21 protein-coding genes are annotated in these 23,218 nt (G+C 38.0%); 2 read left to right on the top strand and 19 right to left on the bottom strand.

Annotated features, from left to right (window positions below):
- Positions 1-61: 61 nt before the first annotated feature.
- The 9 genes from GPZ88_RS07965 to GPZ88_RS07925 all read right to left on the bottom strand — a co-directional run bounded on the left by GPZ88_RS07965 (position 62) and on the right by GPZ88_RS07925 (position 9,925).
- Complete coding sequence (locus GPZ88_RS07965; protein WP_166043967.1) at positions 62-820, bottom strand: ABC transporter ATP-binding protein; 759 nt, start codon at positions 818-820, stop codon at positions 62-64.
- The gene (locus tag GPZ88_RS07960) at positions 817-1,686 is read right to left on the bottom strand and encodes an ABC transporter permease (protein WP_166043965.1); all 870 of its coding nucleotides are present in this window, start codon (positions 1,684-1,686) and stop codon (positions 817-819) included. Before GPZ88_RS07960 ends, GPZ88_RS07965 begins: the two co-directional genes overlap by 4 nt.
- Before the next feature lie 21 nt (positions 1,687-1,707).
- Positions 1,708-2,709, bottom strand: a complete 1,002-nt coding sequence (gene trpX, locus GPZ88_RS07955; RefSeq protein WP_166043963.1) for a tryptophan ABC transporter substrate-binding protein — start codon at positions 2,707-2,709, stop codon at positions 1,708-1,710.
- Between the two features lie 348 nt (positions 2,710-3,057).
- Complete coding sequence (locus tag GPZ88_RS07950; RefSeq protein ID WP_166043961.1) at positions 3,058-4,680, bottom strand: zinc-binding metallopeptidase family protein; 1,623 nt, start codon at positions 4,678-4,680, stop codon at positions 3,058-3,060.
- A complete protein-coding gene (locus GPZ88_RS07945) occupies positions 4,670-5,635 on the bottom strand; it encodes an NAD(P)-dependent oxidoreductase (protein ID WP_166043959.1) in 966 nt (321 codons plus the stop codon). Before GPZ88_RS07945 ends, GPZ88_RS07950 begins: the two co-directional genes overlap by 11 nt.
- A complete protein-coding gene (gene hisC, locus GPZ88_RS07940) occupies positions 5,613-6,698 on the bottom strand; it encodes a histidinol-phosphate transaminase (RefSeq protein ID WP_166043957.1) in 1,086 nt (361 codons plus the stop codon). The genes GPZ88_RS07945 and hisC overlap by 23 nt, the downstream gene beginning before the upstream one ends.
- Before the next feature lie 63 nt (positions 6,699-6,761).
- On the bottom strand, positions 6,762-7,598 hold the full coding sequence (locus tag GPZ88_RS07935) for a dimethylarginine dimethylaminohydrolase family protein (RefSeq protein WP_166043955.1): 837 nt from the start codon (positions 7,596-7,598) through the stop codon (positions 6,762-6,764).
- 12 nt (positions 7,599-7,610) lie between these two features.
- Complete coding sequence (locus GPZ88_RS07930) at positions 7,611-9,167, bottom strand: ABC transporter permease subunit (RefSeq protein ID WP_166043953.1); 1,557 nt, start codon at positions 9,165-9,167, stop codon at positions 7,611-7,613.
- Positions 9,168-9,187: 20 nt separating this feature from the next.
- Complete coding sequence (locus tag GPZ88_RS07925; RefSeq protein WP_398575847.1) at positions 9,188-9,925, bottom strand: amino acid ABC transporter ATP-binding protein; 738 nt, start codon at positions 9,923-9,925, stop codon at positions 9,188-9,190.
- 218 nt (positions 9,926-10,143) lie between these two features.
- On the opposite strand from GPZ88_RS07925, the gene GPZ88_RS07920 reads away from it, so the two are divergent.
- A complete protein-coding gene (locus GPZ88_RS07920; RefSeq protein WP_074799132.1) occupies positions 10,144-11,004 on the top strand; it encodes a LysR family transcriptional regulator in 861 nt (286 codons plus the stop codon).
- Between the two features lie 141 nt (positions 11,005-11,145).
- Positions 11,146-12,807 carry an Rqc2 family fibronectin-binding protein gene (locus tag GPZ88_RS07915; protein WP_074799099.1) on the top strand — a complete coding sequence of 554 codons (1,662 nt, stop codon included), beginning with the start codon at positions 11,146-11,148 and terminating at the stop codon, positions 12,805-12,807.
- 52 nt (positions 12,808-12,859) lie between these two features.
- Here GPZ88_RS07915 and GPZ88_RS07910 read toward each other — a convergent pair whose 3' ends face one another.
- From GPZ88_RS07910 to rfbA, 10 genes are all read right to left on the bottom strand, one after another.
- Complete coding sequence (locus GPZ88_RS07910) at positions 12,860-14,263, bottom strand: APC family permease (RefSeq protein ID WP_039697120.1); 1,404 nt, start codon at positions 14,261-14,263, stop codon at positions 12,860-12,862.
- Between the two features lie 216 nt (positions 14,264-14,479).
- The gene (budA, locus tag GPZ88_RS07905; RefSeq protein WP_039697121.1) at positions 14,480-15,199 is read right to left on the bottom strand and encodes an acetolactate decarboxylase; all 720 of its coding nucleotides are present in this window, start codon (positions 15,197-15,199) and stop codon (positions 14,480-14,482) included.
- Between the two features lie 73 nt (positions 15,200-15,272).
- Complete coding sequence (gene alsS / locus GPZ88_RS07900; RefSeq protein WP_074799096.1) at positions 15,273-16,946, bottom strand: acetolactate synthase AlsS; 1,674 nt, start codon at positions 16,944-16,946, stop codon at positions 15,273-15,275.
- 270 nt (positions 16,947-17,216) lie between these two features.
- Positions 17,217-17,393, bottom strand: coding sequence for a hypothetical protein (locus tag GPZ88_RS07895; RefSeq protein ID WP_006532428.1), 177 nt, complete (start codon positions 17,391-17,393; stop codon positions 17,217-17,219).
- Positions 17,377-18,612 (bottom strand): tetratricopeptide repeat protein, encoded by a 1,236-nt coding sequence (locus GPZ88_RS07890; RefSeq protein ID WP_166043951.1) that lies wholly within the window; start codon positions 18,610-18,612, stop codon positions 17,377-17,379. The genes GPZ88_RS07895 and GPZ88_RS07890 overlap by 17 nt, the downstream gene beginning before the upstream one ends.
- Positions 18,602-19,789: an AI-2E family transporter gene (locus tag GPZ88_RS07885; protein WP_158913454.1), complete on the bottom strand. Its 1,188-nt coding sequence runs from the start codon at positions 19,787-19,789 to the stop codon at positions 18,602-18,604. Before GPZ88_RS07885 ends, GPZ88_RS07890 begins: the two co-directional genes overlap by 11 nt.
- A 34-nt stretch (positions 19,790-19,823) precedes the next feature.
- Complete coding sequence (locus tag GPZ88_RS07880; protein ID WP_074563417.1) at positions 19,824-20,309, bottom strand: NUDIX hydrolase; 486 nt, start codon at positions 20,307-20,309, stop codon at positions 19,824-19,826.
- 196 nt (positions 20,310-20,505) lie between these two features.
- The gene (gene rfbB / locus GPZ88_RS07875) at positions 20,506-21,552 is read right to left on the bottom strand and encodes a dTDP-glucose 4,6-dehydratase (RefSeq protein ID WP_021142038.1); all 1,047 of its coding nucleotides are present in this window, start codon (positions 21,550-21,552) and stop codon (positions 20,506-20,508) included.
- A 168-nt stretch (positions 21,553-21,720) separates the two neighbouring features.
- Complete coding sequence (locus GPZ88_RS07870) at positions 21,721-22,314, bottom strand: dTDP-4-dehydrorhamnose 3,5-epimerase family protein (RefSeq protein ID WP_020916519.1); 594 nt, start codon at positions 22,312-22,314, stop codon at positions 21,721-21,723.
- The gene (rfbA, locus tag GPZ88_RS07865; protein ID WP_039697125.1) at positions 22,314-23,183 is read right to left on the bottom strand and encodes a glucose-1-phosphate thymidylyltransferase RfbA; all 870 of its coding nucleotides are present in this window, start codon (positions 23,181-23,183) and stop codon (positions 22,314-22,316) included. Before rfbA ends, GPZ88_RS07870 begins: the two co-directional genes overlap by 1 nt.
- Between the last annotated feature and the right edge of the window lie 35 nt (positions 23,184-23,218).

The raw sequence follows: 23,218 nt of genomic DNA, 5'->3' as shown, positions 1-23,218 counted from the left end.
TCTTCTTTATGATTTGGAAAAGTCACTCAAGGCACAAAAAAACGCCCGAGGGCGTTTCATTTTATTCAAATAATTGATAGTAATCAGCGATTGCCATTTGGGCTTTTTCCTCTTGATTGAGATCTTTGATGATTTTTCCGTCTTTCATGACAATCAAGCGATTACCGTATTTCAAAGCGTCTTCCATGTGGTGTGTAATCATAAGCGCCGTTAACTGATCTCCTGTTACAAATTCATCTGTCAAGTTCATCAAAGACACGCTTGTTTTGGGATCAAGTGCTGCTGTGTGTTCATCGAGTAATAACAACTCTGGACGTTTCAGCGTAGCCATCAAAAGACTGAGCGCTTGACGTTGCCCACCTGATAAAAGACCAGTCGGCGTATCCAAATGTTTTTCAAGACCATTGCCAGTTCGTGCCACCAATTTCTTAAATTCATCTGTAAAACTGTGAATTTTTCGTGGCAAAAGCCCACGTTTTTCACCACGGTATTTGGCAATAAGAAGATTTTCAGCCACAGTCATACGTGGTGCTGTCCCCATTTTTGGATCTTGGAAGACACGCGCAAGGTAATTAGCACGTTTTTCAGCAGGCAGATGCGTCACATCTTTTCCAAGGATTGAAATGCTTCCGCTAGTTAACATCAAAGTCCCAGCAATCACATTGAAAAGAGTTGATTTACCAGCACCATTTCCACCTAAAATCGTTAAAAAGTCGTGTTCATAAATGGTCAAATTCACATCATCAAGGATTGTTTTGACCTCATCAAGGCCATTATTAACTTGAACGGTTGCATTTTTTAATTCGACAATTTTTTTCATCGTGATAAGGTCACTCCTTTAAAGAATTTATTTTTAAGAACAGGAACCATAAGACAAATAGCTAAGACAATGGCACTGAATAATTTGAGGTAGTTGGTATTGAAACCAAGGGCAATCACACCTGTGATTAAGAATTGGTACAAAATTGACCCAACCACGATAGCAATCAAACGTTCAAGTAGTGTCAAACCAGTTGAGTAAAGCACCTCACCGATAATGATACTTGCAAGACCGATTACAATAACACCAATCCCTTTTGACACATCAGCGTAGCCGTCTTGTTGACTGACAAGAGCCCCTGACAAAGCAATCAAACCATTTGAAATGGTAAGTCCCATAACTTCCATGCGGTCAGTATTGATTCCAAAGCTCTTTGCCATATCACGGTTATCACCAGTTGCGATGTAAGCTTGACCAAGACGTGTGTATAGAAAGAAAATCAACGCTGAAATGACGATTCCCACTGCTAAAAGACCAATGACCAAAAGATTTGTACTATCAGAAAATGGAAGCAAGGCTTGCAAAGGTTTGATGTTAAGCAAACCAAGGTTGGCACGTTTCATAACCATAAGCATAACGGAGTTACATGACGTCATTACCAAAATCCCTGCTAAGAGCGTTGGAATTTTTCCTTTAGTATAAAGTAGACCAGTAACAAGACCAGCTAAACAACCCGCAAGCATACCTGCCAACGTAGCTAACAAAGGATGTGTTCCGTGATTCATCAAAGTAACAGCTACTGCTCCACCAAGAGGGAAAGATCCTTCAGTCGTCATATCTGGAAAATTAAGAATTCGGAAAGTCAGGTAAATTCCTAAACCAAGAATCCCCCACAAAAGACCTTGTGAAACTGACGAAATAATCATATGATGTTTTCTCCTTCTCTCCTAATTTTCATCTGCTTTGACAGCTACTGTTGCTTTTGACAACATGCTATCTGGAATCGTAATGCCAAGTTCTTGGGCTTCTTTCAAGTTAAGGGTTGGGGTACCAGTATTAACGATGTTAACTGGGACGTCTGACACCTTTTTACCTGCCAGTAATTTAACCGCAATTTTTGCTGTTTCAACCCCTAAATCATATTGACTTTGAGCGACTGAAGCGATGCTTCCTTGTTCAACCATGGTGTCCACACATGAATAAACTGGAATCTTAGCAGCGTTTGCTGAGTTAACAACAGTTGAAAAAGCTGAGGCAATGGTATTATCTTGTGGAACAAAAACAGCATCGACTTTACCAGTCATGACAGACATGGTTGTTTTAATTTCATTGGTTGATGGAACAGCGTATTCAATTACATTGATACCAGCTGCTTTAGCGTATTTTTTAAATTCAGCCACTTGAGATACGGAATTATCTTCGCTACTAGCATACAAAACTCCGATTGTTTTAGCGTTTGGTGTAATTTCTTGAATCATCTCAACCGTTTGTTTAATCGGTACTTGGTTAGAAACTCCTGTTACGTTTCCTTCCGGTTTTTTCAAATTCTTAACCAATTTTGCTCCGACTGGGTCTGAAATAGCTCCCATCACAACTGGAATGTCTTTGGTTGCTGAAGCTAGTCCTTGAGCAGCTGGTGTTGCAATCCCAATAACCACGTCATTTTTAGCATGAACCAATTGTTTGCTCATGGTTTGGATTTTACTTTGGTCACCTTCGGCATTTAAGACAGTAATCTTAGCATTATCTTTGTCATAACCTGCATCAGCTAAACCATCTTCAATCCCTCTTTCGATCTCATCAAGAGCATCGTGGGTAACATATTGTAAAATACCGATTTTAATATCTCCATTTTTTGCTGACTCATTTTTAGTCTGGTCATAAATCATTGAACCAGCTACTAAAATGACAAGGGCAATAAGTGTTGCAATAAGTGCTTTATTTTTCATATTTTTCTCCGTTGAACAATCTAATTTATTTAATACCTTATTTTCAATTTGATGAGTCAACTAAAAAGAAAAGCGTCTAGTAATTGCTTACTACACGCTTTTTTATCTTGTAACTAAGATTAGCGCATAGATACTTTTTAGAAGTACTCCAAAAGTCGTATCTATGCAACAACATAAACACAACTTTTACATACGCCAACTTTGCCAACTTGTAAGAGTTTGTGTCATGTTCATATCTTAGCTTCCTCCTGTGTTTTTTAATAATTATAACCTAAATTCTGAAAATTTCAAGTTCTTTTCGAAATTTTCTTATTTTTATTCAAAACACTTATTTGCCATGCTCAAACTTTAGCTTAAATGCTTGATAAAACTTCTAATAACCTTTGGAAGAGTGTGATAAGAATAAGGTTTGTAGAGTCTTTCTTTCCAAGTATGAGCTCCAATACCGTAAACGCCCAAGTCAAGAGCTGGAATGTCAAGTTTTCTGATGGTATCAACTGGCAATGGATAAATTGCATCCATCAGAGGAAAATTCGCTTTTAGTTTTTCAATGTCTTCTGGACTTTCTCGCATCGCAAGATAGCTAGAATCACTTAAAAATGGGAAAAATCGTCGTTTCACAAAATGTTCTTCAGGAAATTCTGCCATCATTTTTTCAAGCGCTTGGTCAACATTGCTGTCACAGTCAGTATAATTGTGAGGACAAAACGGCGGTGCTAAAAAGACAATCACTTTTGATTCATCTGACTGTGTTTTTTCCTCAAGGTAATCAATCAAATCAAAACCAACTTCTCGTTTGTCAAAATCTCCGATAGTTTCAAAAAACTCCCTAATCAAGGCTTGGCTATCAAAACCTTTTTTCTCCAAAACATCTAGATACTGCGAAAAAGTCATCACAGTAATATCATGTGAAATCTGGCTATGAATATGACTTCTTTCTGAATAAATCTTAAATCGTTCTTTATAATGTCTTGAAACCTCATGGACAGCCTCACGACTAGCTTCCATTAAGGTGTGCAAAATGGTATCTGCACTTTTTTCATATAAGAAAGTATTGAAGTAAAGATTGGCACGCTTGTTTGTTTGGACATTATAAAAATCCTTGCAATCTCGTTGTAAAAGCACAGAACTTGGCAATATATCTTCATTGTCAATTTTTTCAACTAAATCAAGGTTGGTATTGATTTTAAGATTAATCGCACTAGAAATCATTGTGGCATCAATGCCCATTAGGCAACTACCAACATGCGTTTCTCTCCCTTTGATGTAAAAACATGTCAGCATTTTTCCAGCTGCGCCCGTGTAGATATATTTCTTATCATCACCGTCATATGATGGCGAAATAAAATCTGTATTGATAGCCACTTTAAAATCATAGCCAGCTTTACGCAAACGTAACAGTTCACTTGAGGCTTGAATAGCACCCGTATGGTCATTTTCCTCAACACAATTGGTCATCACAAGTAAATTACAGGGCAGTTCATCCATGTGTTCCATGTAATACAAAAGTGTTGCAATATTGACCGCATCGCCTGATTTCATATCAAGAATACCTCGTCCAAAGAGCCAATCACCTGATTTGGCATGCTCTTGAACGCCAGGGTCATCGTCATAATCTTTAAAAAAATCTAGCAGAGCATCTGGATCATTTGCGATTGTCTTTAGTGGACCATAATCCTCTATGCCTACGGTGTCCATGTGCGAATGTAGAATGACAGTCTTAGTTGTTCCTGATTTTTTGAGCAGTGCAAAATTATTTTTTCGTCTCAAGGAGTCGTTTTCCAAAACCTGCTGCCAGAGGTCTTCTGGGTGATCTTTAAAATACGGTGCTGACTGCAATAAGTCATAAATGGCATCTGCCAGCTTGACCTCTCCTGCTGTACCATTTACCGAAAGAATGGACACCAAATATTTAGCAATTGCTTCGATGCGCTCTGGCAAACTGTAGGCTTCAATCGTTTCAAATTTCATGATGATACTCCTTTAAAATGGCAACTGCATTTTTAACCGTTTGAACTTGCAAGGTATTCAGACTTTCTTGACTGTAAAAGGCTGAATGCGGCGTTAGAATAACATTCTCACGTCCAAGCAAAGGATTGTTAAGCAGATCTGGATTTTCACTTTCTAAAACATCCAAGCCAGCACCAATCACTTTGCCCTCATCAAGTGCTTCTACCAAGGCTGCTTCGTCAACCAGACTACCACGCGCCACATTGATAAAAATCACCGGTTTCTTCAATTTCTTAAAGAAATCACGATTAAAGAAATGCTCATTTGCCGAATTAGCAAATAAATGCAAGCTAATCACATCAGCTTCTGCTTGGATAGTCTCAACCGAGACCAATTTGACCCCAATTTCTTCTGCCACTTCTTCTGGCAAAAAAGGATCGTAGGCAATCACTGACATGCCAAAACTTTTCGCACGTTTTGCCACTGCTTGACCAATTCGACCAAGCCCAAAAATCGCCAAAGTTTGCGAGGACAAACGCTTCACTTCACCAGCTTTTTGATAACTCCAAAAACCAGCTTCAATGTATTTACGATGAATAAAAAGTTTTTGATTTAGTGCTAGTAATAGAGCAATCGTGTGGTTGGCAACGTCTTCTGTCGAATAAGCTCCTAAATTTCGAATAGCAATGCCTAACTTCTCAGCATACTCACAGTCAATGGTATTTGTTCCCGTAGCATTAACCGCAATACCTTTCAAATCTGGAAATTTTGCCAGAATATTTTCCTTCAAGGGAAGAAAGGCTGTCAAAAGAACATCCACACCAGACATTCGCTCGATGAACTCATCCTCATTGATATAAGGGTAAACAAAAATTTCGCTATCGGCAGGTAAAAGTTCCTTTAAAAGGTTAACTTCGATACTCAAATCACGCTCCGCCAAAACATTTGGATAATCAGAAATTAACACTTTTAACATGATCTTTCTCCTTTAAAATAGCATCTACCTCACTGACTAGACGATGCATTTCTTGCTTGGTTCCAATTGTGATACGAACATAATCTTTAACCTCTGCTATGTCATAACGACGAACCAAAATATGACGCTCACGCAATTTTTCATACAATTCTTCCCCTGAAATCAGGTGTGAAGAGGCATAGACAAAGTTTGTCTTACTGTTTAAAACCTTAAAACCTAAAATTCGCAAAGCTGATGTCAAGAAATCACGATTTTCGATAATTTCCTTAACATGTCTTTCAAAATGAAATTCATCTTCAAGACTTGCTAGAGCAACTTCTTCTTGTAGCAAACTCACATTGAATGGATTAACCGTCATTTTTAAATCTTCCATATCTTTGATAAGTTCTTTACAAGCAACCGCGTAACCAATACGACCGCCGGCTAATTGACGCGATTTGGAAAAAGTACGAACCACAATGAGATTTGAAAATTCTTCAACTAAGGAAATCGCTGATTGCGAAGCTCCACCAAAATCAATATAAGCTTCATCAACAATCACCAATCGCTCAAGATTCGAGGCAAGCAACTTCTTGATAGCTGACAAAGGTTTTAAAAATCCTGTTGGGGCATCTGGATTCACCACTAAAACGGCGTGGGGAAGTTTTTCATAATCTGATAAATCAACGCGTAAATCTTTTGTCAAAGGCACTTCCAACGCATCATACCCAAAGGTATCAGCGTAGCCTTTATAAAAAGGATAAGTCACTTTCGGAAAAGCAAGTTTATCGCCTCGTTCAAAAAATGTTCTAAAGATTAAATCTAAAACATCATCTGCTCCTGTTCCAACAATGATGTTTGTTTCATCCATTGAATGTAAATCAGCCAATTTTTGACGTAATTTGTGCTGACAAGGATCATTGTAATAATTTAAATTCTGAGCATTTTTCAAAACCTCTAAAACACGAGGACTAGGCTCTTGTGAACTTTCATTGGCATTTAATTTAAGGTAATCATCTCCAAGTTGTTCACCAGGTTTGTAAGCGACAATAGTTTCAAATGATTTAGCTAAAAATGTTGACATAACAAACTTTCTAAATTGTTTTTTACGTGGCAATCCACATCTACAAATGATAATTAAAAGTGATTAATAACGTTCAAGCGGGAAAGTCATGCAATGCACGCCACCACCTGCTTTCAATAACTCCGTCATATCGACCTCTATGACTTCCATGCCTTCACTGCGAAGTGCTTCGTTAATAAAAATATTTTGTTTTAAACTCATCACACGATTATCTCCCAAAGCTTCAACGTTATAACCATGTTTAAAAATCATGTCTTGCGTTCCAGAAATAATCTTAATGCCTTTTTCCTTGACCAAGGTAACAAAATCTTCTGGCAATCCAGCTTCATAAGCAATAGCAAGTTTCGGTGCCACTAAGTTAAAGCACATATCCAGATGAAGATAGTCTGGATTTGCCTTAACAGCATAGACCTTGTAACCATATGGTTCTAATTGCTTACGAATTTCATCAACACCTGTGAGATTGGTGCGATCAATCACCCCAATCGCTAATGTCTTCTCATCAATAAATGCAAAATCACCCCCTTCAAAGTAACCTTCAGTAACTTCAGCAATTTTTGGAATGCCAAGCCCCGCCATAATGTCTTCGTAATGACGACGTTCCTCAAAACGAATAGGCTTTTTAAAACGCCCTAAGATATATCCTTCCTTAACATCACCTCCAAAATCTCTAGCAAAAACTGCATTTGGCATTTTTTTACCAGAAGTGACCTGGACCACTTCCACGCCATTATCCTGGTAAGCTTTGACCACAGCGCCGTACTCTTGCATCATTTTGTCGTGGTCCAAAGGTTCAGTGTACTTCTCTGAAATCACATTAATCGGTGCCGCACTTACCAGAAAATCTGGTCGGCACATTAACACTTTTCGCAAACGACTGGTTCCATCAATTACTGCCATAAGAATCTCCTCCTACTCATTTTCTCCCGTATTTTTTTGCGCTAAAGCACTATAGGTTTTCATCCATTTATCAAAGCTACCATCTTTTTTATCTTGCTCAATCAACTTATCCACGTAAACCTTGAGCGATTGATTGCCTTTAGTTAATGCCATAGCTGTCTCAGTTGTCCCTGGTAAATCAATATCAGCATAAGTCAATTCACTGTTGCTTGCGATATATTGGTCAGCTACCGTATCATCAGCAACCACAGCATCCACTTTTCCTTGCACTAAATTTAAAAACGCATCTGGCAAACTTGATAAGGCAACTATTTGTTTGGGTTTGATGTCCTCTTTGACCACATCTTCTTGCGTTGTTGATTTTTGTACTGCAATCGAACTTTGTGCTAAATCAGCAATCGCAGTGTACTGAGCAGCTGAATCTTTACGAACAACAACTTTATTGAATTGCTTGACATAGTTTTGTGTGAAATCGACCGATTTTTCACGTTCTTTTGTCTTTGTCATCCCGGCAATGGCAATATCAGCATTTACTGACGTGATTGTCCCTAGAATCGAATCAAAATTCATATTTTTAACCACTAATTTCACCTGCAATTTATCTGCTAATTGTTTAGCAAAAGCTAAGTCAACTCCAACAGCTTTCTTGTGGCCTGATGACAAATCGTAAAACTCATAAGGTGCGTAACCAATATTGGTCGCAACAACCAGCTGACCAGAGTTCTGAATCTTCTCGATGCTTCCAACTGCTGTATTTGTTTCCCTATGATTAAGAGCAAAGGCACCAATCATCATTGCCATAAAAGCTGCTGTCACGAGCAAGCTCTTCCAACTAGCTTTAATAGTTTGCACCAGCTCGGCCCATTTTTCAGCCAATGACAAAGCATCTTCTGAACTGCGATTCATCTTTCTTTCATAATGCGCAACGATACGCGTAGTTGAAAAAGTAAAAACCAAATAAACAATCCCAACAGCAATCACCGCTTGAAAAGGTTTATAAGAAATGCCTTGAATAGTGCTTGCTGTAAACATCAAATCAGCAACCCCAATCACCGATGCTTGCGAACTTGATTTAATGTTATTCGCAAATTCATTTCCCAAAGTTGGCAAAATATTTTTAAACGCCTGCGGGATAATCACATACCGATAAGCTTGAAATTTATTAAATCCAATGCTTCTAGCCCCTTCAAATTGTCCTGAATCTACCGCTTGAATCCCAGACCGATAAATCTCAGCAACAAAGACCGATTCTCCAACCGTTAATCCCGTTAAGGCTGCAATCAAACGGTCTAAATCAACACCAAAAAGCGTACTTTTAGGAATATTTAGCCCCAGCATGGGCAAGCCATAAAAGAAGAGTGACAAAATGACTAGCATCGGCAAACCACGAATCACTTCAATGTAAAGTTTTGTCAATCCACTAATCAAAAGATTGTCACTCATCCTAGCTGCGGTGACAACACCCCCTAGAATCAGGGCTAAAACCATGGAAACCACCGATAAAAAGACCGTCATCAGGGCACCATCTAAAATAAATCCACCATAACTTTCCAGAAACCCACCAAACATAACTCTCTCCTAGACCTAACTTATAAAATTTGCTTCAAAAAACTTGCCACACGTTGATTTGGATAAGAACGATTCACCTCTTCAGGTAGCATGTCTGCGATTAACTCACCATTTTCAAGAAAAACAATACGATCTGCCACTTCTTTTGCAAAACCAATCTCGTGCGTCACAATAATCATGGTCGTACCACTTTTAGCAATAGCTTTCATCACCTGCAAAACCTCACCAACCATCTCAGGATCAAGCGCTGAAGTCGGCTCATCAAATAAAATAATGTCAGGTTGCATTGCCAAAGCTCTTGCTATAGCCACACGTTGTTTCTGACCACCAGACAGATTTTCAGGATAAGCATCCTTCTTATCAAGTAAGCCCACTGCCATCAGCAAGCGAAAAACAATTTCATCCACCTCTTCACTGCTTTTTCGGTGTAATTTTTCTGGACCGATACCAATATTTTTAGCAATGGTCATGTTATTAAAAAGGTTAAAGTGTTGAAAGACCATATTGACATGTTCTCGTAGCAAATTGTCATTCATATTCAGGTCGTAAATGTTCTTTCCCATAACCGCAATTTCACCACCGTCAACCTTTTCCAATTTATTAATCGTTCGAATCAAGGTTGATTTTCCACTTCCAGATGGTCCAATCAAAACCACAACCTCACCTTTTTTAACAGACAAGTTGATATTTTTTAGGACTTCTTGCTTACCATAACTTTTTCGAATGCCCTTCATTTCGATCATATACTTCGCTGTCAAATCGAAAGTCGCCAACTCCTCTTCCAAAGCAACCATACCGCAGACCTCTTTCTTAATTGATGTCAATATTTTATAATTTTCAGAATTTTATTTCAATAGTTTATGTTAGGTTTTATGACATATGTATGGATTTTTTCTATTTTTTTATGATTTTGGTGATTATTTTCTTTATTTTCAAATCCTTGTTTATAACTTTTATTTATGATAAAATCAAAAATATGAAATCTAGTTATAAGTTATCCATTTTTGACTTCAAATTAATCAAAGACATTTATGAAACACAGAGTTTCTCTGAAGCTGCTAAACTTAATAATATCAGTCAACCAGCTGTTTCTAAGCGTGTAAAAGAAATCAACAACAATTTATGTGAGGTTTTCTTACGTAAAAATAAAAAAATCTCCCTGACACCTAAGGGAAAAGACATTTATCAATTTGCTAATCAGACATTGCTTGCTTTTAACAGCCTGCTTGATAATTTGGACTCTACCTTTGAGCAAAGTATCATTCTTGGTTCTGACACCTCTTATCTCAAGACCTATTTGTCAGCCATTCAAAAATATTTGCCAGAAAACCGAAAACTCAATGTCCAAACTTACAGTAATTCCCATCAGATTTTTCAAGCGCTTTTGGATGACCAAATCGACCTTGGAATTATGTCAGGCAGTTACACCCAAAAAGGTGTGCTCAAACTCCCACTCCGTTCTGACAAATTGATGATTGTCGGGCAAAGAGAGCTCATCGAAAAATTTGACAAGGGTGAAGAATCACTTTTCTTACTCTATCACATGACCAGCAGTTACCACAATTTCTTAAAAGAATTTATCAAGATTAACCAGCTGCCAACCCAACACCATATTTCTATCGATAACCTCTCACTGATCGAGCACGAGGTCCTTAAAGGTACTGGCATTACCATCGTCAGTCAAGACATTGCTGAACGTCTGCTTGAAAATCAAAATATCATTTCAAGCTCAAAAAAACTAAAAGACATTTTCATCAAGACCTACGCCATCGTCAAAATGGAAAACAAACATTACCAAGACCTTCTAACGATTATTCAAAAACTAAAAAAATCGTAAGAGGCAAACTTTCCCATCTCGCAAAGCCCAGATTTTGCAAGGGTTATGGTATAATAGAAGAATTGAAAACATGAGATTAGAAAGGAGACGTCGTAAACTTCTTATCGCTTTTGATGAGCTAGTATTACGGCAACTTTAATCATGTCATTTGATGGTTTTTTCCTACACCATTTAACCAAAGAATTACAAGACGAGCTTCTCTACGGACGCATTCAAAAAGTTAATCAGCCTTTTGAGCACGAGCTTGTTTTAACCATTCGTAATAACCGTAAAAACTATAAACTGTTACTTTCTGCCCACCCTGTTTTTGGGCGCCTGCAAATTACTAAAACAGACTTTCAAAACCCTCAAACACCTAATACCTTTACCATGATTATGCGTAAATACCTTCAAGGTGCGGTTATTGAAAACATCACACAAATTGAAAATGACCGTGTTTTAGAAATCGCCTTTTCAAATAAAAATGAAATTGGTGACAACATCAAGGTTACCTTGGTTGTTGAAATCATGGGCAAACACAGTAACATCATCTTGATTGATAAGGTTGAAAGTAAGATTATCGAATCTATCAAACATATCGGTTTCTCACAAAACAGCTACCGAACAATCTTGCCTGGTTCAACTTACATTGCACCGCCAAAAACAGATGCTAAAAATCCTTTTACTGTTTCAGATGAAAAATTATTTGAAATCTTACAAACCGAGGATTTGGCACCACGTCATCTTCAAAAACTCTTCCAAGGTTTGGGACGTGATACCGCTGAAAATTTGGCAGCTCAGCTTAGTGATGACAAACTCAAACAGTTCCGTGCTTTCTTTGCTCGACCTGTCCAGCCAAATATGACTGACAAATCATTTGCTGCTGTGCCATTTGATAAGAGTGGTCAAACTTTTGACAGCCTTTCAGAGTTGCTAGATGTTTTCTATCAAGATAAAGCTGAACGCGATCGTGTTAACCAACAATCAAGCGACTTGATTCACCGTGTTCAGACTGAGCTCGATAAAAACATCAAAAAGCTAGCAAAACAAGAAAAAGAATTGACAGCTACTGAAAACGCCGAAGAATTCCGCCAAAAAGGCGAACTCTTGACCACTTATCTCTCAATGGTGCCAAACAATCAAGACCAAGTGGAACTTGATAACTACTACACTAACGAAAAAATCACCATTGCTCTTGATAAAAGTTTGACCCCTAACCAAAATGCTCAGCGCTATTTCAAAAAATACCAAAAACTAAAAGAAGCCGTTAAACACTTAACTGGCCTCATCGAAGAAACTAAACACACAATCACTTATCTTGAAAGTGTTGAGACAGCTCTAAGTCACGCTTCTATCTCTGACATCGAAGACATTCGTGAAGAGTTGGTCGAAACTGGTTTTGTCAAACGCCGCACGCGCGATAAACGTCACAAACGTAAAAAACCAGAACAATACCTTGCTTCAGATGGTAAGACAATCATCATGGTCGGACGCAACAACCTGCAAAATGATGAATTAACCTTCAAAATGGCGAAAAAAGGTGAACTCTGGTTCCACGCTAAGGATATTCCAGGTAGTCACGTACTCATCAAGGACAATCTTAACCCAAGCGATGAAGTCAAGACTGACGCCGCTGAATTAGCAGCTTATTACTCAAAAGCTCGCCTATCAAATCTTATCCAAGTCGATATGATTGAAGCTAAAAAACTCAACAAACCTACTGGTGCCAAACCTGGTTTTGTCACATACACTGGTCAAAAAACACTTCGCGTTACACCAACCGAAGAAAAAATCAATAGCATGCGCATTGAAAATAAGAAATAACTTGCTGTTAAGATTACTAAAAAGACATTGGCTAAAAGCCAATGTCTTTTGTTTATTCTTCAGTTTTATCGATTAATTTTGAGTGACGGTAACCATAAGCAAAGTAAATGATTGTTCCAATCACAAAGGCAATGATAAAGCCAAACCATGTCTCAAGCTTACATTGTGTCATCAAAGCAAAGCAAACCACAATTGATAGAATTGGTAAGAATGGCACCCAAGGTGTTCTGAATTCACCTTCTTTTGGCTCACCAAAATCTTTACGAAGTTTGATAACCCCAAAAGCAAGCAAGATAAGGTATGCAAGTGTCACAATATTAACTAACAAAGCTAGAATTTCCAAAGGAAAGACCCCTGAGAAGAACATTGTGACAATACCGACAAAAATAGTCGCTTTCTTAGGAACTTTGCTCTTTGGTGTTAATTCTTGGAATTGCTCAGGCAAAAGCCCATCACAACTGACATTGTAAATCACACGTGACAAGGCAAACATCATAGAAATACATACCGTTACCAATGTCAAAATCACCACAACAGAAACGATATTACCAACCAAAGGGAAACCAATGCTACGTAGAACAAATGGCACCACATCAGCCGTGTTCAATTTTGTATAATGAACAGTTCCTGTCAAAACCAAAGTAACCAAGACATACAACAAAGTTGTCAATCCAATTGAAAAGAAGATACCTTGTGGAATTTTCTTTTGAGGTTCTTTGGTTTCATCAGCCGCCATCGAAATAGATTCAAATCCAAGGAAAGCAAAGAACATCAATGATGCACCAGCCATGATACCAACTTTACCACCATAAATTTGACCAAATCCGAACGGTGCAAAATCACTCCAGTTTTGCGTATTGATTGCTGTCAGACCAAGAGCGATAAAGATAATCAAAACGGCTAATTTAAAAATAACCAAAACCGAATTAAATCTTAATACCGTTTGAACCCCTAACACAACAAGGGCTGTCACACAAAGTAATAAGATAACAGGAACAATATCAATATAAGTTCCCTTTGCAGGATTAAAAGGACCACTCAAAGCTGTCGGTAAACTAATGCCGAAAGTTTTCAAGAAAGCCTTTAAATACTCTCCCCAACCAGAGGCTGCCGTTGAAATCGCTCCTGCAAATTCAATCATCATAAACCAACCTGCAATCCAAGCTGGGTACTCTCCAAAAACAGTATACAAATAACGATACACGCCACCTGAATGTGGCAAACGTGAAGAAAATTCTGCAAAGAATAAAGCTGACATGGTTACACAGATAGCAGCAATAATAATTGAAATAGTAATCGCAGGTCCTGCATATTGAGAAGCACCTACTCCTGTTATCGTGAAAATCCCAGTCCCAACAATCGAACCTACCCCTAAAAAGATAAGTTCAGCAAGCCCCAGGCGTCTTTGCAAATGACTTGTCTTTTGCGCCATCGGGGTCTTTCGAAAAATATCCATACATTCTCCTGTTTTTTCTTTGAAATCGTCATGCAATTCTTATAATTCTATTAATTCTTGATACAAGATTCACATGCACAACGTCTTTTATTTTAGGATAAATATAAGTAAAAATCAACTCTATACCTCATTTTTATCCGTAAAAAAACACATTGCTAAAACAAGATAAACTCGTTTTTAGAAATGTGCCTTTTTCATATGCGATAACTAGACGATTTATTCGCTTTTTTTGATGTCTTCTTTCAATTCGTCCATGTTAAATTTTGCAAAAAGGTATTTGCGGTCTTGAACTGGGAAACGTTGATCAAGTTGGTCAACAGGTCCTACTTCAACCACACCTTCTGAAATCACAAAATCCATCACATGACCACCAAAGGTCAAATCATCTGAAATAAAGTGTAGATGATAACCAGCAACACTTACTCCGTGGAACATCTTAGGTGTCCAGATACCCACAATAGTTCCTGTGACATTTTCACGCGAATATTCAGGTTGGCGTGTTGCAACTTCTGCAAATTTTGTATTTGGCGCAGATTTTGGAATCATGCGAACATGCATGTTAGAAAAAGTCCCTTTAATTTTAATCGAACGGAACAAATTCACCCCATCATAATATGACTCGATGCGTTTTTTCAACTCAGCATCTGTCATTTCAAAACGTTGTTTAAAAATCACTTCTGCTTGATGAGGAACAACTGCAGCGTAAGGAACTTTGACATCATCAGAAACCTCAACAATTTCAGGTTTCCCGTTTGAACCGATAGCTTGATAGGCTTTACCGTCTAGAATAATCAACTCTCCATCAATAGAATCGAGTGTTCCGATTCCCAAATCACCGTGCTCTAGTAGCTCACCAATGGTTAATGTTCCACCATAAAGACCAGCCATTAGGGCACTTAAGGTATTATATTGAAAAAGTTTAATTGCTTCTGACATATTCTCCTTCACTTTCGTCATTAAAAATTAACTGTCATTAATATTTTATTGCCAAATTCGTTAAATTGCAAGCTTAATAAAATTCGTCTGGTAAGATTGTTTCACCAAGTTTGATATTATCTTTGTAATCGATTGGAATATCGATAAGAACTGGGCCATTGGCTGCTTCAGCAAGAGCTTTTTTGAAGGTTGCTTCAAAACCTTCTTTGCTATCAACACGGTAACCTTTAGCACCAAAACTTTCAGCGTATTTGACAAAGTCAACTGGTCCGAAATCAACACCTGAAGAACGACCGTATTTCATCTCTTCTTGGAATTCAACCATGTTGTATTTACCATCATTCCAGATAATGTGAACGATTGGTAAATTAAGACGAACTGCAGTTTCTAATTCTTGCGCTGAGAAGAGGAAACCACCATCACCAGATACAGAGATAACGGTTGTATTTGGACGAACAAGGGCTGCTGAAATTGCCCAAGGAAGTGCTACACCGAGTGTTTGCATACCATTTGAGAAGAGTAGGTGACGTGCTTCGTATGATTTGAAGTAACGTGCCATCCAAATGTAGTGACTACCAACGTCAACAGTTACAGTCATATCATCTGTGATATTTTCTTGCATAACATCAATCACATCAAGTGGGTGAACCACACCAGGATTTGAGTCACGGTCAAATTTCACATCTTCAACCACATTTTTCTTAAGATTTTGAAGGTAGTCTACTGATGCTTTTGGCAAAGTGTAACCATTAACTGCTGGTAAAAGCAAATCAATCGTATCAGCAATATCACCAATCAATTCACGTTCAGGTTGGAAATAAGTATCAACTTCAGCTTGAGCCACATCAATAACAATGATACGTGCTGAAATCTCAGCGTTCCAGTTTCTGGCTTCGTATTCAATTGGGTCATAACCAATCGCAATGACAAGGTCAGCTTTTTTAAGCAACATGTCCCCTGGTTGGTTACGGAAAAGTCCTACACGACCAAAGAAAGTGTCTTCTTCAAGTTCACGTGATACGATACCTGCCCCTTGAAAAGTTTCAACAACTGGCAATTTAACAGCTTCAAGCAATTTACGAATTGATTTTGTGACCGCACGTGTTGAAGCACCATTTCCCAAAAGTAAAACTGGCAACTCAGCATTGCGAATCGCTTGAGCAAGATAGTTCACGTCGTCAACAGATGCTGAACCAAGTTTAGGGTCAGTTAGTGGCTTAATAGCTTTTACAGATACTAAACTATCCGTAACGTCTTGCGGAATTGAGATAAAGCTTGCGCCGCGTCGACCTGATTTAGCTACACGGTAGGCATTGGCGATGATTTCAGAAAGTGTATTTGGGTCATGCACTTCAACAGCTGACTTCGTTACTGGTTCCATCATCGCAACGTTTTTCATTGATTGGTGTGAACGTTTCAACAAGTCACAACGTTTTACTTGTCCTGAGATGGCAAGAACTGGGTCACCTTCATCAGTCGCCGTTACAAGACCAGTTGCTAAGTTTGACACACCAGGACCACTTGTTGTAATTACAACACCTGGATTACCAGTGATACGTCCGATACCTTGCGCCATAAAGGCTGCATTTTGCTCATGACGTGCCACAATCAATTTTGGACCTTTGTCTTCGAGTGTATCGAAAACACGGTCAATTTTTGCGCCCGGAATACCAAAAACGTATTCGACGTCATGGTTAATAAGGCTATCTACAACAAGATCAGCCCCATATTGCTTTTGTTCAGTCATTTTATCTCCTATATGTCTTTAGATGACTAATTAAGAACAGATTTTAAAGTTCCAATACATCACAATTTCAAGAAAATCTGGCGATAAAATTAGTCAAATCTAAATCACAAATTTTTATTTTTTCACAAATATGAATCAATTATACCATAGTTTTACGAAAAGTTTGTGAAATTTCGCTTGTGAAATTTTTCTTTATCTTTCTAAAGTAAGGTTGAAAACATTCTTGAAAATTACAAGAAAAAACACGACGAAATTGTCGCGCTTTTTACTCTATTTTTTTCGTCTTGTTCTGACAAAATCATAGATGGTCATCAAGATAAAACCACCAAATACCACAAGAATATTGCGAAGTGGTTCACCACTTTGATCAAAGAATGATAGCAAAACAAAAATGATAATAACCGTTATTAGGTTACTAGCCAAAAGACTCTTAAAATTCATCTTCATTTAAAAATTCCACCATATTGACATCATCTGGAACCAAAGTCAAATAACGTTTAGCCACATCTTTGGCACGATCTGTATAACCAAATTCGCGCAAAATATAAGCATAGTCTTGCAAGAATTCTGGATTATCTGCCAAATCCGTTGCCAAATCATCATAAATCTTGAGGGCTTTTTTATCAGCTTCAAGTGCTTGATAGGCTTTGGCAATATTCCATTTAGTAAGCACATTATCAATGTTGTCACGATTAAGGGCAACAACATCATCATAGCGTTCTTCTTCTAAGTACAAGTTAGTCAAACGCATCAAAACATCTTCATCATCAACTGCTACGTCTTTAGCTTTCAAAAGATAGCTTTCGGCTTGTTTGGTATCGTGTAATTCATACGAAAATTGTGATGCTGCGAGCAAAAGATTGGTATCAAATTCATTTTTAGCCAAACCTTTTTGAACCAAACGAAGTGCTTCTTCAGTTTTATTTTCTTCATGAAGAGATTGTGCGTAAACATACTCATACCCTTCAAAGTCAGGGTTCATTGTCTCCAATTGTTTGAAGTAAATATTTGCTTTTTGGTATTCATCTTGGTCATACAAAATTGTCGCTAATTCAAAGATTGTATTGTCATCGTATTCAATCTCAACAGCTTTTTCAAGAAACTCGATAGCTGCTTCGAATTTTCCGAGACTAGCGTAAGCACGACCGATACGTTGATAAGTTGACACACCAGTTAGTTCAAGAATATCTCGATTATCTAGCTTAGCGTATTCTTTGATAGCTTGGTTGTAATTACCAAGTTCCATTTCGATTTCAGCCAAACCAAAAATAACCAAAGGTTCATCACTAATCTGACTAGCCTGGAGAAGTTTTTCACGCGCAACGTCAGCTAGCCCTTCCATTTCATAGATATCTGCCATAACAAGCAAAGCAGACAAATAAGCATCGCTCTCAGGAGAAATAGCATCAAGATACAAGAAAGCACCTTCGATGTCACCATCTTCAGTCGCAATCTGAGCTAGATTGATATTAACTTCAGGATAATCTTCACGTTCTTGCAAATAAATTTCTTTTGCTTGTGGCAAGAACCCAATGCTTTCAAGATACTCTGCCAATTCCAAAAGTGTCTCAGCATCGTCTTCTTTCAAAGCTCGTTTAAAATATTTATTGGCGTGCTCCAAATCTTGACTCTGGATTGAGGCAACCATTTTTTCACTATTTAACATCTTTTGATTCTTCTTCTCCTTCTTCTACAATTAACTCTTCTTCATATAAACCACTGACAGCTTTGTACCAGTCAAAAATTTCTTTAACAACCACCTTGATAGAGGCATAAACCGGAATTCCAAGGAACACTCCCCAAATACCAAACATTGAGCCAGACGTTAGCAAAATAAACATAATGGTAATCGGATGGATGCTTAACTTGCTTCCCAAAACCAAAGGTGCTACAAAACGCCCTTCAATCGTTTGTTCAACCACGAAGGTCACAAGAACCTTAATCAGCATAATTGGTCCTTGAACAATCCCCATAATCACAACCGGAACCATAGCTAAGAAACTACCAAGATATGGAATCATATTAAGGAACCCTGCAATAATACCAAAAGTTGCCGCATAACGCAAACCAATCATATTAAAGAAGATTGTGAACATGATTCCAACAACAATCGCAACGGTTACTTGACCTTGAACATAACCAGCAAGCTGCTTGTTGATATCTCCAAGAATACGTGACGTTGGACGACGCATTCTAGTCGGAAGTGCCTTAATCAACCCCTCTTTCATCTTATGACTATCTCTTAAGAAATAAAAGAGAATGAAAGGCGACATGATGATAGCTAAGGTCACGCGAGCAATGGCACTAGCAAAGCTTGATGCCCAGTCAATTGCATTCTTAGAAAAGCTTTCCGCATAATCAACAGCTTTATTACTGATATTGGCTAGCATATCTTGCAATTCTGACTGATAATTAGCCAACCAAGGACTCTTCAAAAGTTTAGAACTTTCAACGTTGACACTTTTAACATAAGCAGGTAAATTCTCAACAAATGAGGTTAATTGCCCTTCAATCATAGGAATAAAACTTGCTACCGCCCAAATAAGCAGAGCCACAATAATAGCATAAACAATGAAAATCGAAACCGTTCGGTTAACACCACGTCGTTCAATCAAGCCAACCAAAGGCTTAATCAGGTAGTAAAGAATTGCCGAAATCACCAAAGGAAGCATGATGATGGCTAAAAAAGACAAAACAGGTTTAAATAGAAATGAAATCTTAGTGAACAAATAAAGGGTCAAAAAGACAAGAAAAGTGACCATAACTGCCACAGTAGCTTGACTGTTTAAAACCCATTTAAAAAACCAAGACTCCGTAAATTTCTTTTCTTGATGACGATCCATAAAAACTCCTCTCTTCAGACAACTTCAATAAGGACTACTTATCGCCATAAAAAGTAACGCTCTTATCTACTAAGCGTTGCTTGTCATCATAAGTAAACTTAGCTGAGAAGAATGGCACATCATCTAAAATCCACTTAAAGATTTCATAGTCACCTTCCCAAGTTGGTTTTGATAACACCTTATCATAAGGAACCCACTCAAGAGTACCCTCACGTGATTCTTCATCAGAGATTAATTCACCTTCAAAATCTGTCACCTTAAAGACGTAGGTATACCAATCGTGACCAGGCGTAAATTCAGGGAAAGTAATCACTCCTTTAAAATCCATTTCCTTAACCGTAAAATGCGTTTCTTCAAAAATTTCACGTTTAGCACATTCATCAGGCGTTTCACCCGCTTCAAGTTTACCACCAACCGAAATCCATTTTCCCTCATGAACATCATTAGGCTTTTTATTACGATGCAAAAGCAAAAGTGCCTCACCGTTATCAATATAACAAATCGTCGCTAACTTCGTCATCTTTCTCTTCTTTCTCGTTTTCTTCTATTGTACCAGAAAACCAAACACAATTCTTGAATCAAAGCATAACTTGTAAAATAATTCTAGGTTTTTATAGATATTTTTCAATTAACCCTATCTTAGCTTTGCTTTTTTCTCAAAAGATAAAAAAAGCCCCGCACCAAGCGTGGCTTGATACGATAGGCTTTTTAATTTATTAGTCAAGAACTTTTTGTGTTTTAGCGTAGTTAGCTTCAACTGCTTCTTTTTCAGCTTTCCACCAATCTTGGTTATCTGTATACCATTTGATTGTTGCTTCAAGTCCTTCTTCGAAGTTAGTGTATTTTGGTTCCCAACCAAGTTCTTCACGAAGTTTAGTTGAATCGATTGCGTAACGAAGGTCGTGACCAGCACGGTCTGTTACGTGATCGTAAGCATCTTTTGGTTGACCCATTTTTTCAAGGATAAGTTCAAGAACTTCTTTGTTGTTCTTTTCGCCATCTGCACCGATAAGGTAAGTTTCACCGATACGTCCTTTTGTCAAGATTGCCCAAACACCAGTTGAGTGGTCGTTTGTGTGAATCCAGTCACGAACGTTTTTACCATCACCGTAAAGTTTTGGTTTAATTCCTGACAAGATGTTTGTGATTTGACGAGGAATGAATTTTTCGATGTGTTGATATGGTCCGTAGTTATTTGAACAGTTAGAGATTGTTGCTTTAACGCCAAATGAACGTACCCAAGCTTTTACGATCAAGTCTGATGCAGCTTTTGTTGATGAATATGGTGAACTTGGGTTGTATTTTGTTTCTGCAGTGAATTTTTCACCTGGTCCTTCACCATGTCCTGGAAGGTCTTCACGAAGTGGAAGATCTCCGTAAACTTCGTCAGTTGATACGTGGTGGAAACGAAGGTCGTATTTACGAGCAGCTTCCAAAAGTGTGTATGTACCAACAAAGTTTGTTTGGATGAATGGACTTGGATCTTTTAGTGAGTTATCGTTGTGGCTTTCTGCAGCGTAGTGAACGATTGCATCAGCTTTTGCAGCCAATTTATCTACCAATTCTGCATCTGCGATATCACCAACAACCAATTCAACACGGTCACCAAGGATTTCTTCCAAGTTTGCACGGTTACCAGCGTATGTTAATTTATCAAGAACAGTAACGTGTACATCTGGGTGATTGTTGTAAACATAGTGTACGAAGTTTGAACCGATGAAACCTGCACCACCGGTTACAATGATATTTTTGTATTCAGACATAATTAAGATACAAAGGGACGTTTCGCTCGCGAAAAATCTCGTAGAAAAATAGGAAATCTGACGCAGACGACAAGCGTCTAGGAAGATTTATCTTTTTTCTTAGAGATTTAGTCCCGTGTTCAGTTTCTTAAAACTGAACACTCCTTTCTGATTAATTTTTTATTTTTATTACAAATCTTCTTTACGTAATGGTTTTACGTCTTTAAGCAATGGGTGGTTTTTATCTGCTTCAGAAACTTCTGCTTCTTCCAAGTTTTCCCATTTGATTCCAAGAGTTGGATCAGCGTAGTTTACAAAAGCGTATTTTGGTTTAAGTTCAAGTGCCCAGTAGTCGTTAACCAAGTAGCTGTATGATACTTTATCAGACAATACTTGGAAACCGTTAGCGACACCACGTGGAACAAAGATACCTTTTGAAGCGTCGATAACTGTTTGGTAAACATGACCAAAGCTGTCACCTTCACGTAAGTCAACCCATGAACCTAGGACTTTACCTTCGTCAGCAACTGAGATGTATTTGTCCCAAGGTTCTGCGTGAAGTCCACGCAAAACGTTTTTATGTGAAAAGCTAACGTTATTTTGTAATTTTCCTTCTGCAAAGAATGATTCTGGGAAACCAAGAGGAAGCATTTTTTCTTTTTGGAAGTTTTCTTTAAACCATCCGCGGTTGTCACCGTGAACAGGAATATCAAATTCAATCATTCCTGGGATGGCTTCGATTTTACGTGCTGCTAATTCTTTACCAAAAAACTGTTCTGTCATTATTCTTCTCCAATCAAACGGAGCAAGTATTTTCCGTATTCGTTTTTCTTAAGTGGTTGTGCAAGGTTGTAAACATCTTCTTTTGTGATGTAACCCATGCGGTATGCAATTTCTTCCAAGTTTGCCACTTGAAGGTTTTGCATACGTTGCACTGTTTCAATGTATTGAGCTGCTTCAAGAAGGCTTTCATGTGTACCAGTATCAAGCCATGCAAATCCACGTCCCATAACTTCTACAGAAAGATCGCCACGTTCAAGATAAGCTTTGTTAACATCTGTGATTTCAAGTTCACCACGTGCACTTGGTTTGATGTTTTTAGCAATTTCCACAACATCGTTGTCGTAGAAGTAAAGACCTGTTACAGCGTAGTGTGATTTTGGATGTTCTGGTTTTTCTTCGATTGAGATAGCATTGAAATCTTCGTCGAATTCAACAACACCAAAACGTTCTGGGTCTTTTACTTGGTAACCAAAGACAGTAGCACCTTTTTCTTTGCTAGCTGCTTTTTGAAGCATTTTACTTAGACCTGCTCCATGGTAAATGTTATCTCCTAATACAAGAGCAACATTGTCATCTCCGATAAATTCTTCACCGATGATAAAGGCTTGTGCCAATCCATCTGGACTTGGTTGAACAGCGTAAGAAAGTGAAATACCAAATTCTGAACCGTCGCCAAGTAGTTCTTCAAAACGATGAATATCAGTTGGTGTTGAGATAATCAAAATATCTCGGATACCTGCCAACATCAATGTTGATAGTGGATAATAAATCATTGGTTTATCATACACTGGCATAAGTTGTTTTGAAGCCGCACGAGTCAAAGGATACAAACGTGTTCCTGAACCTCCTGCAAGAATAATACCTTTCATAGTTAGGTCTCCCTCTTTATTAATAAATTATCAAT

Origin of the sequence: Streptococcus ruminicola (assembly GCF_011387195.1) — a bacterium.
Taxonomy (GTDB): domain Bacteria; phylum Bacillota; class Bacilli; order Lactobacillales; family Streptococcaceae; genus Streptococcus; species Streptococcus ruminicola.
Note: the sequence above shows the minus strand (reverse complement) of the source record. Positions and strands in the feature narration are given on the sequence as shown.